Origin of the sequence: Lonepinella sp. MS14435 (genome assembly GCF_042485795.1) — a bacterium.
GTDB lineage: Bacteria > Pseudomonadota > Gammaproteobacteria > Enterobacterales > Pasteurellaceae > Lonepinella.
In genome coordinates, this window is the sequence record NZ_CP169368.1 from 97,938 (window position 1) to 116,382 (window position 18,445).

12 protein-coding genes are annotated in these 18,445 nt (G+C 36.5%); all 12 read right to left on the reverse strand.

The window, feature by feature from the left end:
- Nucleotides 1–39 precede the first annotated feature (39 nt).
- A complete protein-coding gene (locus O1Q80_RS00500; protein WP_386695037.1) occupies nucleotides 40–906 on the reverse strand; it encodes a hypothetical protein in 867 nt (288 codons plus the stop codon).
- On the reverse strand, nucleotides 893–3,487 hold the full coding sequence (locus O1Q80_RS00505; RefSeq protein ID WP_386695039.1) for a glycoside hydrolase family 19: 2,595 nt from the start codon (nucleotides 3,485–3,487) through the stop codon (nucleotides 893–895). Before O1Q80_RS00505 ends, O1Q80_RS00500 begins: the two co-directional genes overlap by 14 nt.
- A 17-nt stretch (nucleotides 3,488–3,504) precedes the next feature.
- Nucleotides 3,505–5,556 carry a type VI secretion system Vgr family protein gene (locus tag O1Q80_RS00510; RefSeq protein ID WP_386695040.1) on the reverse strand — a complete coding sequence of 684 codons (2,052 nt, stop codon included), beginning with the start codon at nucleotides 5,554–5,556 and terminating at the stop codon, nucleotides 3,505–3,507.
- Between the two features lie 65 nt (nucleotides 5,557–5,621).
- Complete coding sequence (locus O1Q80_RS00515) at nucleotides 5,622–7,001, reverse strand: phospholipase effector Tle1 domain-containing protein (RefSeq protein WP_386695041.1); 1,380 nt, start codon at nucleotides 6,999–7,001, stop codon at nucleotides 5,622–5,624.
- Nucleotides 6,998–7,696 (reverse strand): hypothetical protein, encoded by a 699-nt coding sequence (locus O1Q80_RS00520; RefSeq protein WP_386695042.1) that lies wholly within the window; start codon nucleotides 7,694–7,696, stop codon nucleotides 6,998–7,000. The genes O1Q80_RS00515 and O1Q80_RS00520 overlap by 4 nt, the downstream gene beginning before the upstream one ends.
- Nucleotides 7,697–7,782: 86 nt before the next feature.
- Complete coding sequence (locus O1Q80_RS00525) at nucleotides 7,783–8,481, reverse strand: hypothetical protein (RefSeq protein WP_386695044.1); 699 nt, start codon at nucleotides 8,479–8,481, stop codon at nucleotides 7,783–7,785.
- 44 nt (nucleotides 8,482–8,525) lie between these two features.
- Nucleotides 8,526–9,044 carry a DUF4123 domain-containing protein gene (locus O1Q80_RS00530; protein ID WP_386695046.1) on the reverse strand — a complete coding sequence of 173 codons (519 nt, stop codon included), beginning with the start codon at nucleotides 9,042–9,044 and terminating at the stop codon, nucleotides 8,526–8,528.
- Nucleotides 9,045–9,046: 2 nt separating this feature from the next.
- On the reverse strand, nucleotides 9,047–11,113 hold the full coding sequence (locus O1Q80_RS00535) for a type VI secretion system Vgr family protein (protein WP_386695048.1): 2,067 nt from the start codon (nucleotides 11,111–11,113) through the stop codon (nucleotides 9,047–9,049).
- Nucleotides 11,114–11,221: 108 nt separating this feature from the next.
- Complete coding sequence (tssM, locus tag O1Q80_RS00540) at nucleotides 11,222–14,932, reverse strand: type VI secretion system membrane subunit TssM (protein WP_386695050.1); 3,711 nt, start codon at nucleotides 14,930–14,932, stop codon at nucleotides 11,222–11,224.
- Nucleotides 14,933–14,934: 2 nt separating this feature from the next.
- On the reverse strand, nucleotides 14,935–16,377 hold the full coding sequence (tssA, locus tag O1Q80_RS00545; RefSeq protein ID WP_386695052.1) for a type VI secretion system protein TssA: 1,443 nt from the start codon (nucleotides 16,375–16,377) through the stop codon (nucleotides 14,935–14,937).
- A gap of 1 nt (nucleotide 16,378) precedes the next feature.
- Nucleotides 16,379–17,035, reverse strand: coding sequence for a type VI secretion system-associated protein TagO (locus tag O1Q80_RS00550; protein WP_386695053.1), 657 nt, complete (start codon nucleotides 17,033–17,035; stop codon nucleotides 16,379–16,381).
- A complete protein-coding gene (locus O1Q80_RS00555) occupies nucleotides 17,025–18,440 on the reverse strand; it encodes a hypothetical protein (RefSeq protein WP_386695055.1) in 1,416 nt (471 codons plus the stop codon). Before O1Q80_RS00555 ends, O1Q80_RS00550 begins: the two co-directional genes overlap by 11 nt.
- Nucleotides 18,441–18,445: the final 5 nt, after the last annotated feature.

The window sequence follows — 18,445 nt, forward strand, 5'->3', positions numbered from 1 at the left end:
AATAATTTCAAAGTGCGGTGTATTTTTCAATTTTTTAAGCTATTCCTTTTCACTGAAATCAACCGCTTCAGCTTTAATCCACATATTGATGTCTTTTTTGCCTTTATAGTTTATAAAATACCACTTTCTTCCACTAATATTTTTTTCATCTAATATAGAAACTATATCTCCACTTACTAAATACGATTTAGTTTTACTTGTAATGCTAGGGTTAGCATATAGAAAATTCTTACTTCTAACAATGCCTTTTTTATTATCAAAATAAGAGGATATACATGACAATAGAGAGTATTCATTTTCTTCTTCCAATAGATTCAATATTTTTTTATATTCATCAAAATTATCTTTTTCCTTAAATGAAAATCTATTCATATTTTTGATAAAATCATGACAAGAAAAAGACTTCATATATTGCCTATTTGAATCAAATGCTTTAACTAACTTATCTAATGTATTAAACTCTATTCCTTTAGTTTCTCCTTCATATGTAAAATAACATACAAAATTCCTATCATTTACTTCTGAAAAATCTATTAATGATATATCTTTACTTTGATACATAGAACAATATTCCGTCCTTAAATCATTACAATAACTACATGGAACTACATATTCAATTCTATCTTGAATGAAAGATTTCTTGCTATCATCGTATTTTATTGAAAATACATAGTAAGAAGAATTAGATGAGTTAGAACTATAAATATCAATTCTATTATTAGTATTATTTATCTCAACGTTAAGTATATCATCATCTGAAGACTTTATTATATCTAACTTTAAATAAGAATTATCTATCTTGCTAAGATATAAAGTATTGTCTTCAATAAATACATTACTAAAACAATTACCATGTATCGAGAACAGTAACCAACAGAGAAATAGGTAAAATCTAATACTCTTCATTCTTTATATCCTTCCAATATTCTCTTTTCGCAAGAGTAGAATTCTTCTCCATATCATCTTTAAGATATGCTATTTTATTAGAGCATTTATTAGTATAATCAAATACTTTATCTCGTAAATGTCTATATAAATCTAATCGAAGATTTATAGTTTTTTCTCCTCCATGAATTAACCATGTCAAAGTTCCGTTTCCATACACACCTAGATCTGCAAAATAATTCAAATTATGCCCAAGTCGTTTCTTATTATTCCAAAACCATCCAGCAGAGTCACATGATAGGAATAAGTCTCGGGCAATTAGAGCTGCATAATCACATTTATATTCTTTTATTGTCTTACTTAAATATACTCTCTCAGAGAATATTGATGATCTATTAAATAACTCTTTTTCTACATTATTACTTTCTATTACTTTTCCTAAAAAATAATTAGGAATGCGTTCTATAACATTTTTATAATATTTAATTTGCGTATCTCTCCATGTTTGTTGAATGATACCTCTCCCTTTGTATCTAGGTCCATCGTCATCTTGTGTATGCCCATGGTTTATAGCCTCTGGATGAGTTTTCATTCTAATATTGGGTGGATTATAATATTCACCACTGGCATACTCTAAAGTTGTAGCAAACTGATCACTCTCATGATAGCACTGAGTTAAAAATTGTATTTTTCTCATACATGTATTAATACCCCAAGTATTAAAAGTTTTATTTATTTCTTCTGCTAATCTAGTAAAACTTTTATCTTGATTATCTAGAGGACAATTTCTAGAGTAAAATAACGTTTTATTATTGTTACCCATAAATTTTCTAATACCCAGTATAATATCTTTAAGCTCATCAACCGTAAAATCCCTATGACAAAAACAGGTCGAATAAGGCATTAACGCCCCAATCAACCCCAACGGATGAATAAAATAAGCCGCCTTATCCGTATCAAAACTTCTTACTTTTAACGGTATTGATAAATCACCCACCCGTTTTCTTATTCTTTGTGCAGTTTGATTGTCATTTTGTTCAGTAAAAACATTACAAAGAGCTTCAAACTGCTGAACTCGATTGCTTGCCCATTCGCTTTGATGTTTTGGAATGATACCTATAAATCTTCGGTGTTGAATAGCATCAAGTGATAATTGATGTAATCTCCCTGCCTCAAATCTCACGGGTTCGCCTTTCTCCTTATCCAAATCCAGCTCCTCCATTATCGCTTTAAATAACGGATTGAGCTTTTCTTTTGATTCTAAATCTTCCTCATCGGGATTTAAATAATGACAAAGTGTCTGGTCAAAAATATCTACCCCATTACTTTGTGTGGTAAATACATTCATACCAGGGAAAATGATGCCTTGAGTAAGGTGAGAGTCGTCCACATAAATGCCCACATTACTATTCATGGTACTTTGATGTAAATAAGACTGAATATTATAATAATCTTTGCTTATTTCCTTACCTTGGTCATCTTTCACTTTGACGCTTTTCTTTTCTAACTCTGATAAAGGCACAAAGATTTCTGTCTGGGTTTTACCTATTTGGGTTGGTTCTTTTCCTACCAGACTATAATAAGGTTGATTACGGTCAACATATAAAAAGTTATCTGGTAAGCTACGTTTCTCTTTGTCTTGTTTTTTATCCTGTTGATATGCTTCCTTGGCTTTATTGCGAAAAGCCTCAATATCATCATAGGTAAACACTTCAAGATGTAACAAACGTTTTCCGTTTTCTTCCGTTTGGTTGTATTCACCCATGAACCCTAACACTTCACCAGCTTTTACTTGAACTGGTTTCGGCAAAGATATTTGTACCGGCGTATCTGTGTATAGTGGTAAATTATTCTTTAATAAGAATGGTATGCTTTCAATTTTTGTAGATTTTATTAATCCTTTTTCTTCCTCTTTTGCATAAGAGCCTTTATAAATCGTCCAAGTACCATTACCATTTTTTTTGATTTCTCCTAGCTCATCCTTATACCATACCAATTCATCTCGATTAGATTTCGTATTAAATAGCTTACGCACAAAAACTTCGCGTCCATTTGGCAATGTGTCAATGATTTTACCGTTTTCATCTTTTATATGAACATTGTTATCTTTAGGATTCCCAGTGTCAGTGACTGTATGGTATTCTTCACCTATTGTATCATATTCACTTAAACAGGCAGTATGGCGGTAAAGGGAATAAAAAGTCAACTTGTTGTCTTTCGGATATTCCAATTTATGTTCAAGCAGAAAGAACCCTGTAGAATAGCTCGCTCCCGCATCTTCATCTTCCATTTTATAGGCACTATCCACCTTATAGGCGATGAACTCACCATCCGCAATAGCACAAATCTGTTCATTATCAAATTCACTGGATTTGAATTTTTCTGCCCGTAAATGAATTCCTTGATGCCAGAGTCCGCTTTCATTAAACAGAAAACGGGCACTTGGATCACTTGCAAGGTTGTTGAAATATTTCTGTAACACATTTTTATTATTATTGGATTTAGGCTTTAAGGGAAAAGCCACCGTAGGAATCACTGGTTTCCAAGTATTCTCTGTGTTAGGCATTGTTGTTTTCTTTTGTTGTTCATCTTCACTTGACATAGTTTCTTCCTTATTATTTAGGAAATTTTAGGGCGTTGTAAATTTAATGGGTTACTTTCATTGTATTCTACATTAAATACTGTGACACCATCAAATGAACCACTCTCATAAGCCAAACTCCCCTCTATCGTTACCTCCCCAATCAACGTAATCCCTTCACCATTGATAATCACTTTTCCCGCCTGACTTTCAATTATCACTTCTTCATAACCTTCAACATGGAGTATTTCAGCATGATGTTCAATAAGTTCACCCGCTTCCCATTCCGCCGAGCCAGATACTTCAAGCGTGTAATCGTTGCCCGTTTCAATAGTGTAATCCGCATAAATCGTGGTGTGCTGTTGATTGTTGATATTTAAAATCTCATCTTTTTCAACTTTAGTCATACGGTTACGACCAATACTGCGTTGTTGGTCGCGGTAGATAGTGATGCTTTCATCTACCCCCACAGTTTCCGTACGATTATTACCAATATTAATCACCTCATCATGTCCCACCTGCTCTGTACGGTCATTGCCAATTTGCGTGCTTTCATCATGATTGACTACATTGTTTTGGTCTTTTTCTGCATGGAGAAAGATTTCTTCTCGCCCTTTCTCATCTTCAAAACGTAATTCGTTAAATCCACTGCCTTTATGGGTTTTGGATTTAATACTCATCCGAGTTTTATGCTCTGGTAGATTATACGGGGGTTCTGTGGTGCTGTGGTAAGTTCTGCCAGTAATAATCGGTTGGTCAGGGTCTCCCTCTAAAAAGTCCACTATCACTTCATGTCCAATACGTGGAATCGCTATATTACCAAACTGTGTTCCCGCCCACGCCTGACTCACTCGGACCCAGCAAGAGCTGTTTTCATCTTCTCGTCCCTCTCTGTCCCAAGGAAACTGGATTTTTACCCGTCCCCATTCATCACAGTAAATCTCTTCTCCCGCAGGACCCACCACATGGGCAATCTGCGGTCCATCCACGCGTGGTTTTGGTTGTGGCGTAGGTCGCCATTGGGTTTGGCAGGGTATCAGCTTGATACGGTTTTCATAGCGGTTACCTTGTTCACCCGCTTCTTCTTCCAGAATACCCAGTTGATAACCCCGATGTTCTACTTCAACGATTAACCAGCTTTGGTTAAAGTGATTTCTCGGATGACCGTTTAAGCTAAAACGATAACCCGGTATTACCCGTAAATCATCACCATTGGCTATTGCCACTTCCGCTTCTCGGCGTTCGTATTCTAAACGGTAACGACTAAACGGTTCACCCTGTGCATCTTGTTTATATCGTCCCGGATAGTCATATTTTTCATAACTCGCTTGTGCCAAGTTTTCACCTAATACCGAGGGTTGAGTGTTTAAGGCTTTATGCTCTTGATGATAACGGGGGTGGGTAAACGTGTAATCACGTAAGGTTTGCTGACTGGTGCTGAGTTTTGCTTCATACGCCCAATGCCATAAGGCAGGCTCTGGACGTTCGCCTGCTGGCACGGGGTTATACCGTAATTCACCTTTTTGTTCTGATAAGGCGGTGTTATTAGCAAAGTGTAAACAGTGCTTATCCGCGCTATGTTCAAAATAGTAATACGAACCTTCTTCCGCTGCCAAACGTTCAATAAAGGCTAAATCCGTTTCTCGGTATTGGACGCAGTATTCCCGTTGCCAATAGGATTCCGAGAGATGAAATTGGACTTGAGAAACGTGGTTTTTACTGAGTAAAGTACGAATAATCGTTTCGCTTGTTTGTTGTTGGAAGATTTTATTATCTGCTTGAAGACTGGCTCGCACTAAATTAGGCTCAATCACCATTTTATAGCGAGTACGGGAAAACCCTGTTTCTCCCTGAATAAAAGAGGTGACAATCCCATTGACATAACGCACAGGTAAATTACCTTGCCAGAAAGTGAGGGTGGCGGTGTTATCTAAAATCTCAGCAAAAGAGGGCGAGGCATCAAAACTGGCGAGTTCAAGTTCAAGCCGAAACAGGCGAGAAAGTCCTTCTGTTAAGACAAAACTGACCACATCAAATTCTGTGGGGTGATTTAAGGTTAGGCTATAGCGGTAAGTGGATTGGACTGCCATCGGGGTTTCCTTATGTTCAAAATTTTTTAGTTTTTTCACCGCACTTTTAAAAGTGCAGTTTAATATTAAGATTTTTTAACTGCTAACGCTGGCTTGTTATTAAATACTCTACGTTTAAAAACCCTGTTTTCACCCACTACTCTTGGCTTGAGGGGTAAATAGTCCAATGAATATGTAATATGGTTCTTTAAACCTAGTGGGCTTGCCCCATTCAATTCTTTACAACTAACCATAGATGAATTATGTCCGTATTTACTCAAAATATTTAAATGAATACGACTTCTCGCTTCTCGGTTATTGCCAGTTTCACCATTATCTTCAGCAACATCTTGATTTAAATAAGATTTTAAATTGGTTAAATCATTGAGTGCTTTGTAGTAATACTGTTTTAGTTCGTCTGTCCAATTCGACATCTCTGGGAGAGGATCGATATCTCTGAAAGGTACTTTAGTTAATCCGTGGAAAGCCAGTTTATGCATAACAATCAAAGCGATGTCTTGCAAGGCATTGCCAACTATTCGGGTAGCACTGCAATGGGCAGGTGCTGCCATTCTTCCCATATATGCTGTAATGGGAGGATGGCATGTCCATTGTTGAATAGATGAATTAAGATTATTTTGTTCTTGTTGGTTAAGTTGTTTTTCATAGCTTTTTAAATCCATGTTTCTATTTGGTGGTATGCCGACTGTTTCTGTTTCAATTTCACGATAACCGCCACCCACATCAGAATGAGCACCAATAAACGCATAAGTCATTCCCGCCCCGTTTGTGTCGGTTAGTGGAAAGTTTTCACGATATTCATCTAGTGCCACAAAATGGACGATTTGTTCGGCACTGTAGGGGGCTAAATTAAAATTATAGGCTTCGTAATTTTCTAAAGACGGTGTTTTACCACGTATTTCGTTAACAATAAGTTTTAAGTCGCTTTCTTTATGGGTATCCTTTATCGGCTTCCAGTTATAATCATCGCCAGGGTTGCCAAAGGAACCAACCGTATCAAATAAACCGACAAATTTTATTTGATAATTTAATTCAATCTCTTCATTAGCTAACGTATTAATAAAATCCCTTGCCATAGCCGCACCACGACTAAAGCCAAATACATCAATTTGGCGTTGATATTCTCTTTGGGGGTATTGTTTTAATATTTCTTTTAGTGTTTCTATCGCATATCTAATACGTTGAGCCCCACCCGAACCGAAAGCAAGACCCGTGGTGTAATCTTCCTTGTTCTTTTTTGTCCCCACACCTTCAATATAAATAGCTTTAACGACAATTTGACATTCCGTCAGCTTTTGTCCTTTGACGGTTTCACCATCACGATATAATTTATACAGCTTGGCAATATTGCTTAACCCATTCTGGCTTCGACCTTCGGAATCGTTATATAAATTATTACCCGTACCATCAAAGAACATACCAACACGAATTACTTTACAAGTCATAGGTCACGCTCACTTCTTACTGTATTTTTATAAATAGACCAGACATTTTCCTGTTCATTATCTGGTTGCCATTCTGTATAAAAATCTGGAATTTTTCGGGTGATTTTCGGCATACCTTCTTGCACGCCGCGTAAACTCCAGTTGTTGTATTGTCTGCCAGCTAAATCAAAATCTTTTTTCAAAATTTCAAAGCGTAGATAGTTCCTTATTTCGGTTAAAGGTATATCTACATGGCTACTTTTCATTTTTTTTACAATAAAATCCAGTTTCGGATCTTGTTCAAAATCGCTACCGATAATGGCACAGACAGAAGCCATCTTTTCCAAAGTTCCTCTGTCATGTCGACCATAATACTTTGTCGCAATGTTATCGACTTTTTCAATCCAAGCCAGTTGAAAAGCGTCGTCTTTATCCAACCAAAAACCGGGATAATAAATATCCAGCATTCTGGCGACTTCGCCATAAACCTGTAACGTTTCTTGGCGACGGATTTTATCCCATTGCTCTTGGGTTAATCGCATGGGTTGAAACATGGTATTCTCCTTATTGTTTGTTGGTTGCGATTCGTTTAAACAGCCGTAATTGATTTCTGCACAACGGCGATTGGCAAAAAAGTCTTCACGAAAAGGTTTATTGCAACCGCTTAAACCGATAATCAGTAACACGGGAATAACTATTTTAATGAATTTCATCATGATATACTCCTAAAAAGTGCGGTCAATTTTGGTTAATTTTTTGTTTGGTTTTAGTTAAAAAACGCTGTTCCAAATTACTTTACAGGTCATAAGTCCTCCAATCCTCTAATTTGGCTATCATAAATATGCCAGACATTTTCCTGTTCATTATCTGGTTGCCATTCTGTATAAAAATCTGGAATTTTACGGGTAATTTTCGGCATACCTTCTTGTACGCCACGTAAAGTCCAAGTATTAAATTGCCTACCTACTTGATTAAAATCTCGTTTTAATATTTCAAAAAGAAGATAATTGTTTATATCTCTTAAATTTAAATATAAATTGCCTTTTTTTAACTTACTTACTATAAAGTCCAAATTAGGATCTTGTTCAAAATCACTACCGATAATGGCACAGACAGATGCCATTATTTCTAATGTTTCTCTTCGTCGATTTGGATTATAACGTTTTGCTATTTCATCGACTTTCTCAACCCAAGCCAGTTGAAAAGCTTCATCTTTATCCAACCAAAAACCGGGATAATAAATATCCAGCATTTTGGCGACTTCACCATAAATTTTCAGTTTTTTCTGATAGTAAATTTTATCCCATTGTTCTTGGGTTAATCGCATAGGTTGAAATATGGTATTCTCCTTATTGTTTGTTGGCTGCGATTCTTTTAAACAGCCGTAATTAATTTCTGCACAACGGCGATTGGCAAAAAAATCTTCACGAAAAGGTTTATTGCAACCGCTTAAACCGATAATCAGTAACACGGGGATAACTATTTTAATGAATCTCATCATGATATATTCCTTAAAAATGCGGTCAATTTTAGTTGATTTTTTAGCTATTCAGTTACCGTCTTAATCGTTGGAAATGTACTTACGTTCGAAACATTAATCTGTTGAGCTTTATCAAAAGAATAGTGATTATAAACGTTTTCTTTCGCTGAAAAATAATAGAATTCCGTTTTTCCTCCAAACAGCATTTGTTTTTCTGATAAAGACAATGAATTGATAAACTCATCAAATAAACGGATATCAAAAAATCGTCTTAAATAGGGATGATTATCTGGACCGACAATATGGTAAAAATAAGCTAGTTTTTCAACTAATTCATTAATATCTAATGTTGATGTAATTAATAATCCCGAAAGATATAATTTGTTTGTTAATAGCTCATTAACACTGTCGGTATTAATTGATTTATCTAGCTCAATTAAATAAGGAACGACTTCTGCGATAGCAGAGTTATCGTAACGGTAGAGTGATTCGTAAGGTAATTTCCATATATCTAAGTTCAGCCAAATTTCTGGTATTAAGGCACTATCAAATAAACCATATAATTTTGTTTTATTTTTAGTCATATTTAATTTCCACTATTTTCTTGTAACAATAAACAATTAGGTGTCATTTCTATTCCTTTATTAGCTACTAATTTAAAACGCTCTACCATATCAGGAATACCCGCTGTAATGTTTAACTCACCTTTGACTGTTACCTTACCTTTTAGGGTAATACCAGTATTATTAAGAATAATCGTTCCTGCCTTACCCATGATTTTAACTTGTTCAAAGCCCGTGACTTTTATTGTTTTACTGTGATGTTTTAGTTTATGTCCTACTTTATTTGAACTACTACCATTGATAGTATGTTGATGATTGCCACCATTATGCACTTTGTAATCAGCAAAGACTTTTAAGTTTAAGTGATTACCAATATTTAAAACATCATCTTTCTCAATTTTAGTAATTCGATTACGTTGAATGTGGTTAGTTTGGTCTTGCCCCACAGTTAACCTTTCATCTACCCCCACAGTTTCCGTACGATTATTACCAATATTAATCACCTCATCATGTCCCACCTGCTCTGTACGGTCATTGCCAATTTGCGTGCTTTCATCATGATTGACTACATTGTTTTGGTCTTTTTCTGCATGGAGAAAGATTTCTTCTCGCCCTTTCTCATCTTCAAAACGTAATTCGTTAAATCCACTGCCTTTATGGGTTTTGGATTTAATACTCATCCGAGTTTTATGCTCTGGTAGATTATACGGGGGTTCTGTGGTGCTGTGGTAAGTTCTGCCAGTAATAATCGGTTGGTCAGGGTCTCCCTCTAAAAAGTCCACTATCACTTCATGTCCAATACGTGGAATCGCTATATTACCAAACTGTGTTCCCGCCCACGCCTGACTCACTCGGACCCAGCAAGAGCTGTTTTCATCTTCTCGTCCCTCTCTGTCCCAAGGAAACTGGATTTTTACCCGTCCCCATTCATCACAGTAAATCTCTTCTCCCGCAGGACCCACCACATGGGCAATCTGCGGTCCATCCACGCGTGGTTTTGGTTGTGGCGTAGGTCGCCATTGGGTTTGGCAGGGTATCAGCTTGATACGGTTTTCATAGCGGTTACCTTGTTCACCCGCTTCTTCTTCCAGAATACCCAGTTGATAACCCCGATGTTCTACTTCAACGATTAACCAGCTTTGGTTAAAGTGATTTCTCGGATGACCGTTTAAGCTAAAACGATAACCCGGTATTACCCGTAAATCATCACCATTGGCTATTGCCACTTCCGCTTCTCGGCGTTCGTATTCTAAACGGTAACGACTAAACGGTTCACCCTGTGCATCTTGTTTATATCGTCCCGGATAGTCATATTTTTCATAACTCGCTTGTGCCAAGTTTTCACCTAATACCGAGGGTTGAGTGTTTAAGGCTTTATGCTCTTGATGATAACGGGGGTGGGTAAACGTGTAATCACGTAAGGTTTGCTGACTGGTGCTGAGTTTTGCTTCATACGCCCAATGCCATAAGGCAGGCTCTGGACGTTCGCCTGCTGGCACGGGGTTATACCGTAATTCACCTTTTTGTTCTGATAAGGCGGTGTTATTAGCAAAGTGTAAACAGTGCTTATCCGCGCTATGTTCAAAATAGTAATACGAACCTTCTTCCGCTGCCAAACGTTCAATAAAGGCTAAATCCGTTTCTCGGTATTGGACGCAGTATTCCCGTTGCCAATAGGATTCCGAGAGATGAAATTGGACTTGAGAAACGTGGTTTTTACTGAGTAAAGTACGAATAATCGTTTCGCTTGTTTGTTGTTGGAAGATTTTATTATCTGCTTGAAGACTGGCTCGCACTAAATTAGGCTCAATCACCATTTTATAGCGAGTACGGGAAAACCCTGTTTCTCCCTGAATAAAAGAGGTGACAATCCCATTGACATAACGCACAGGTAAATTACCTTGCCAGAAAGTGAGGGTGGCGGTGTTATCTAAAATCTCAGCAAAAGAGGGCGAGGCATCAAAACTGGCGAGTTCAAGTTCAAGCCGAAACAGGCGAGAAAGTCCTTCTGTTAAGACAAAACTGACCACATCAAATTCTGTGGGGTGATTTAAGGTTAGGCTATAGCGGTAAGTGGATTGGACTGCCATGGTTTTTTCCTTTTTAACGAAAAAATTTATTGTTTTTGCACCGCACTTTATTATTTAGCTGTAAAGTGCGGTCAGTCTTTATGTTGCTTGGTGTAAAAGTATCACCTCTTATTGTGTATTTTGTTCAGCTTGCTCATCATCAATATATTCTACCTCATCAGCATCTGTATCTGGCTCGGTATCATATTTCGGTAAGCGATGCGTTTCAATATCAGTGTCCAATAACGCTTTCGGTAAACTAAATCCACTTAACACCCCCGCTTTAAACGGATTATCACCGTCAGTTTCAAGACGGTAGTTGATTGAGCCTCCATTGATTTTGAAACTTAAATTAACCCCTGAACCTGACACTTTGCTTTGGGCTGCATCAATTAATTTAAACAGTGACCATTCGCCCGTACGGCGTAAAGTGCTGCTTTCGCCCGTTGTAGTAATCAGCGTTAGCGTGGTTTCTACATCTCGACGCGTGGTATTGGGCCAGATTAAATGACTTTGGGCGGCATTTTCATGGCTGTATTTCACAATCTGTCCATCAATATTTAAGGTGGATGCCGCAAACTTGCCTGATAGACCTAACGGTCTTAAATTAAAGGATACGCTGATATTTCCCGACCCATCAAAGTATGCTCGTTGAATACGTTGCAAATCTTCCAATGTATTAAAAAATGCAGGCTCAATAATACTTTCACCATTTAACATTGACAATTCCGCATTATCTTCCAAGATAAATTTGAGATAGTCATTATAGAATTTTTGAATACGTCCTTGCGGTCCAAAGAAATGACGGAAATCATCCAACGACATTGATTGTTGAGCCGCGTGATTTAATGGGTATTTCCCCGCAATTCTGGTTCTATAGAAACTATACACATCTCGCTCCCACATCGCGTTGATTTCTTTCAACGCAGTACGCAATTCAATATTCCATGCTTCATCTGCAATGGCATTGAGTTGTGTTGCTAACGGCTCTGCCACTTCATTCGCTAAACGTTTCAAATCTACCGTTGGGTTGGTCCGCTCAAGATTTAACTCCGATATGATGGCTTTTAACGCACTTTGGGACGGGTCGGCTGAATTTTGAATAGTTTGTAGGTAGAACTTCAACTCACCCAATTTTTTCATGATGGTTTCCATTTGTGCTGGTGCATCGCCGTTCCCTTTGCCCACATTGGTTAATGGTGCAAAGTGTTGCGTAATTTGTAGTGCGGCTAATTGTGCTGGTGTGGTGATATTATTTTTCTCCCTTTCTTCAAGGCTGGCTTGAGAAAGTGCAGGGAAAATTTCACTATTTTTTTCAACCGTATTAAGCATTTTTTGCAAAGGTTTCTCTGTGCCAGTTAACGCATCCAGCACATCCACGGCGTGGCGTAAATCTACAAAATGTACGATTTCTAAATTATCCAAGCCTTCTTGCCATGTATTGATGTAATCCGCAATATAGCGTGCTTGGATTTCGCTTGATAATTGTTCAAGCTCTTCTTTTGAATAATTAATGCTGGCTTGATTACCCAATACCCACGCATCAATCGCTGCCAGCTGCAACAACGTGTCGGCTTTTGGTAAATAGAAATCTTTGTATGCCCAGTCGGTAAAGAGAGGACTCAACAAGGTGCCAGAACTACTGATGTTTTTATCTTTAAACAAGAAAGGCTCATTATTGTTTGGCTGTCCGTCTGTTTTAAAGATAGTGTTAAAGGTTGAACCAATTTCTGCTTTCAAGTCTGTCGCTGGGCTAAGTTCGGTGTTTGCCAACACTTTGAAATTTTGATACACCCTATCCGCCAACGGTAAGACGCCAAATTCTTGTTGTTTTTGTGCTATCGTTTTGTCGAACAGGCTTAAATCAGGATCGACATGTTGCATCGCATAAGAAAAATGTGCCATTAATTGACGTTGAATATCGGCATTTTTCGGATATGTTTTTTGCAAATAGGTCGTCATCCATTGTTCTGGAATCGCTACCTTACGGTTTTTCATATCATCTATCATTCGATAGACCCGTAATAATTCTAAACCTTCAGGGCTATTTGGGGGCAAGTTTTCCATTTGCTCAATTAAGCCCATGGCAATTTCTGGTAAGAAACGTTCGGCTAAGAATTTTTGATAGACAAGACTGATTCTTCCGCCCACTTTTTTGCCTTGATATAAACCAAAATCTTCAATTACTGGCAGGGCTTTTTCATAATCACCGTAAGCAAATGTGCTTTGACGTAGCATATTCAACGGTTTTAACAAATTGCGCCCCGTTGGATCCATGGTTTGACTGATTTGCATTTTGCTAAATTCATCGGTGATTTTTAGCACTTTATTTGAAATGGTTTGGTTTTTGTAATAATAGGTTTGCCAAACAGCTAATAATGCCACAGTGCAAATACCAATAACAGTAGCACTTAGTCTAAATTTACCTCGATGACGCTTAATCTCTTTTTCGTTATCACTGACTAATCCCGCTTCAGGATAAATAAGATGTTTAAAAAAATCATGCGTAAAGAACGTACGTTGTGGTTTTTCACCAATATAACTTGGTACCACATAAGGTAAATCAAACTGTTTAGAAATAGCGGTTTGGTAGAAATCCGTCGGCACACCTTGTTGGAAAATTGATGAAAAATAGACTCCACGTGCATAAGGTGTGGTTGTGAAACGGTCACTTTCTAATATATCACTGATAAATTGCAATAAAATCTCTTTCATGCCTGATAATTGACGGGCATACATATACATTGCTTCACGTTCATCTTGTGAGATGGTCACCGCCAGTTTATCAAATACCATTTCTTCGATTTCTTTTACGAATGCCACATATTGTTCGGCAAATTCTTTTGTCCAGTCATCAATATGCTCATCAATGTTTAACTGGAATGAAAAACCGAGATTTTGATAACGTTCGGATTGTTTTAAATCGTTATAGAATACGTCAAAACCTTCAATGAGATCTGCTTTATTTAACACCACATAAACAGGAATACGTGCTCCCGCTTGTTCGGTAATATCACGAATACGCGTTCTTAAAAGTGATGCCATAGCTTGGCGATCACTGTGCTTTGAACCGATTAATTTAGCAAGATCGAGTACTAAAACCACTCCGTTTAATGGACGATGCGGACGTATTTTTCCAATCCACGTTAATAAGTGATCCCAGAGACCTTGTGCAATTTTACCGTTGGGGTCTTGCTCATTGGGGGCTTGTTCGAGCATTTCACCAGCAGGATCAATCAAAATGGCTTCATCACTTGCCCACCAATCCACTTGATATAAAGAATGGGTACGCAAATAACGTTTTGATGTTCTTTCCACCGCTGTGAGAGTGAATTTTTGGTTGGAACGATTGATAAAACTTGTTTTACCTACACCATTAAAACCAACCACTATATACCAAGGAAGCTGATAAATGTAGTTTCTGTCCGCAATACGCTCTTTCAGAGCAGATGCCATTAAATTAAGACTTTCTTCTTGGTCTTTAATGTAGGGTAAAATGGTATCTTGTTCTTCTTGCGTTTTTTCCAGTTGGTTTTTTTCTTTCGCGAGTTTGGCATTTTGCAGTTGTAATTTTAGAATTGCCACAACAGCTAAGGTAAGCAACACAATCGCTGTCATTAAAATACGAGAACCTAATCCAATGCTTTGGGCAATCTCATAATCCCAGCCTTTAGTATTGGTTAAACCAGTGAAACTCCACGCTTTACCATAAGTCCAAATGCCCACGAAAATGAGGATTAAGCAGAGCGTTAATAACACTGGCATTGAATTTCTCAGATGTCTGAAAATAGGACGTATAAATTGATGAAGCATTCCGAATAATTGTCTTAAATATCCCATAATCAGCCCCTAGTTAATTGATTTTTTAATTGATGTAATTGATTAAAGAAATTGTTATCCCAGTCTTCGATGGTATATTCTTTGCTATTTTTGAGTAAGGTTTCTAACTCATTTAATGCAATAGATGTGATACCTTCAAGGGTAAAATAATGAATTTTGTCCAGTTGCAAATAATAACGAGAACGAACATCCATCGCAACGTTTAGTTCGTCATTAATGGCTTTTAATACGGCTACTAATCCTTGTTGCTGATAAATTTGCTCAAAATTGACCGCACTTGGGTTTATTGACACACTTCCTGTTTTGTTATTGGCGGCAGTTAACCATTGCACGACCTTTTCTGGTATAAAGGGGTCGCCGTTATGGAATTTGGCACGTTCAAATTGCTCGAATTTATCGACAAATCGTTTAGTCGTTGTACGGATGGTTTCCGCGACATTCTCCAATTTTAATGCACGGCAACATTCTGCTGATAAATAACTGCCTTCGATCCAATAAGGGCTGCTTACCACAGTTTTTTCGATCTTGTTCAGTAATTCCAAACTTGGATTGGAATGCACACGTTCACGATAATCATGCAGCTTATCGGTCGCAATGGCTTGCATGACGGTAATACCTTGTTCATTCATTTCTGGTAACTGCGTGATCCCACGCCATAATCCGTAACGACGGCTGATATAGGCTAATGTGGATTCTGGATCAATTTCACTAGTGGCATCCGCCACTTGTAAATAAAATTGTTTAAGTTTACGATCATTGGTCAGATCGAATGCACTCACATCGGGAATAGTTAATTTCTCAGACTGTGTTTGTATTTGTGCAGTAGCGAGGGAATTTCCAGTAGCTATTGGCGATTGCATCTGAGCTTGTTGCACTGGTACATCCGCCGTACTGCTTTGCGATTTTGTTACCTGTAATTCCAGTTTTCGTAAAATTTTATTAAAAATCGTTTCACTATCAGGTAGATAAGTTGTTAAATACGATGAAATTTCAGCCAGCTTTTGGGCGATTGCTTGATTTTGTACATAAGAAAATTTTTCGCTGTTTTTATTAAAGGCATCTTCAATTCGATTAACAACCAACAAAATGGCTCTTGCTTTAAAGCGATCCACCGTCTGATTTTTTGACGGTTTTGGATAAGCATCAAACAAATATTTTTGGTTAAATTCTATAAACAAGGTAAGAAAATCAACAAAATTTTCTCGAGTATTTTCTTGCAATAAGGCATAAGCTAAATATTGTAATACTTTGTAATCCTTACAAATTTCAGTTAAATATTGAACACAATTTGCAATCAAACTATCCCAATCAATGGTGTCATGTTGCAATGAGCCAAATTTCATGACTTGTTCGTCGATAGCGAAAAAGATTTTTCCTTCTTCGTCAGGTAAGCCGATAGGTGGGTTTTCCCTTATAATATCTTGCAATATATTTTGATATTTCATTTTACCAACCACATTCCTTTCTGATTGTTGCCACACGAGATGCTAATCCATTATTTTTAAAGGTGTATTTCCGTTTTTCCTGCGGAATAATGATGTTAAACGAATCAATGTATAACATTGTTTTTAACTGTTGAATGGCATAAAGTCCACGCCCTGCATCAAGCATATAACCACGTTCGGCATTCTGCCAATCCACGTTAGATACGGTTTTATTTGACATACTATCAGCAATTTCTACATGAAGTGGATTTTGGGAAATTGGATCTTTCAGCACAATTTGAAAACGGGTAATGTTATCTTTACAGGCTATATAAATCGCCGCTTGATCCTTTTCTTCGCTCGGTAAACCAATTTGTAGTTCATTACTATCCGTTTCTTCCGTATTGGTGTTGCTTGCTAAGGCAAAAATATTGCTGACAGTTTTAGGAATAACTGAGTCAATAAATTTTGCATTAATATCTTGCATACGAATAGGCGTTTCAAATAACTCATCAAAGCACAATAAGCGTCTTGCATTAGATTTTATTGCCGTACATTGCTGTACTTGCGGATTATTTTTTAATTCATTATTCATATTGGCATGAGCAAAGGAAGTTGCCGTTGCTAATATTGAAAAAATAATGACATTTTTATTTAAACTATATATTTTATGGTACATTTTTTCTTCCTAATCCGTATTTTTGGCATTTATGACTGAATGTTCGTCTTGGTATCATTAGTCGTTTTGCCGATTCTTTTTTATTCCAATTGGATTGAATTAATGATTCATAAATTAAAGTTTTTTCGTAGATATCCATCTTCCACGTTAAATTAGTTGGGGTACTCCAATCTTGCCGTAACAGTAATTTTCTGAGTTCTTCCGCATCCGTCAATAAATTCATATTTTCTTGATTATAGATTATATCTACTAAGAATTTTAGCTGTGTAATATTTTCTACGTTGGCATTATTTATAATATGAGATTTTACATCATCATTTAACAAACTGTTCATACAGCCAATTTTATGCGTATAGGCGGTACTGAACTGATCTAAAAATAATGCAATATTTTCTATATAAGATAATCTATTTTCTAACAACAGTTTTTCTTCAATCCAATGTTCAAACCAATTATCTGTTTTTTGTTTCTCTAACCAAAATTTCTGAGAAACTAGAAATATAATTTTTACTTGTTTATCTTTTATATTCTCATGAGAAAGCTGTGTTATGAGTTTTTGCAATAAATATGTACTTAAATATTCCACATTATGAAAAACAATAGTTTCTTTAGCATAGTTCTTAATATCTCTAAACATGGTGTCAACTATTTTCTTAACATCAAGTATATTATTGATACCGATTAAATTAATTTCTTTTAATTTGACTAAGTTTGCATTACGTAATTGATGAATAATGTGAGTAAGGTGTTTTTTCCCACATCCTCGCTCGCCAATAATCGCTAAAATGCGGTTATTTTTAGCAAAGTTTATTAAGTTTCGTTTAAAGCGTTTACCGTGTGAGCTCTCATCGAGCCAATTAGTTTCAATATAAGCTTTTTGCAATTCCTCATAATGGTGAATATCACCTTTATTTAGTTCTTGTGTAAGATATAGGTTTTGTTTTTCAAGCTGTTTATTTTTCTTATAGAGTAGTTCCATTTCAGCAAAACTATCAATAATTAGCTGGAGTTCTTCAATAAACAATTGATCCGTGATCAATTTATAATTTTCACTATTAAAAACCCATACGCCCATATTTTTAGCTGGCATTACTAAACAATAACCAAATACATTCCATGTTCGGAAATATTGCTTAAAACTTGAACTGTCTGTATAAGAAATAATTTTATCAGAGATTATTTGTTTATTTTCTAAGAAACTCAATACCACAGGATTGGCATAATCACTTTGTTTAAAACGAATACGAGAAGAAATATCAACCAAGTCTTTATTTACTCCATCATGAGCAAAATATGCCACATACAAATTTTTATGACCGTCACTTAAGTAAGTGGTAATTTTATTTACTCTTTTGTTACAGTCATGAGTTTTAATAAGCGTTAGTAATAAAGTTGATAATTTCATATAAA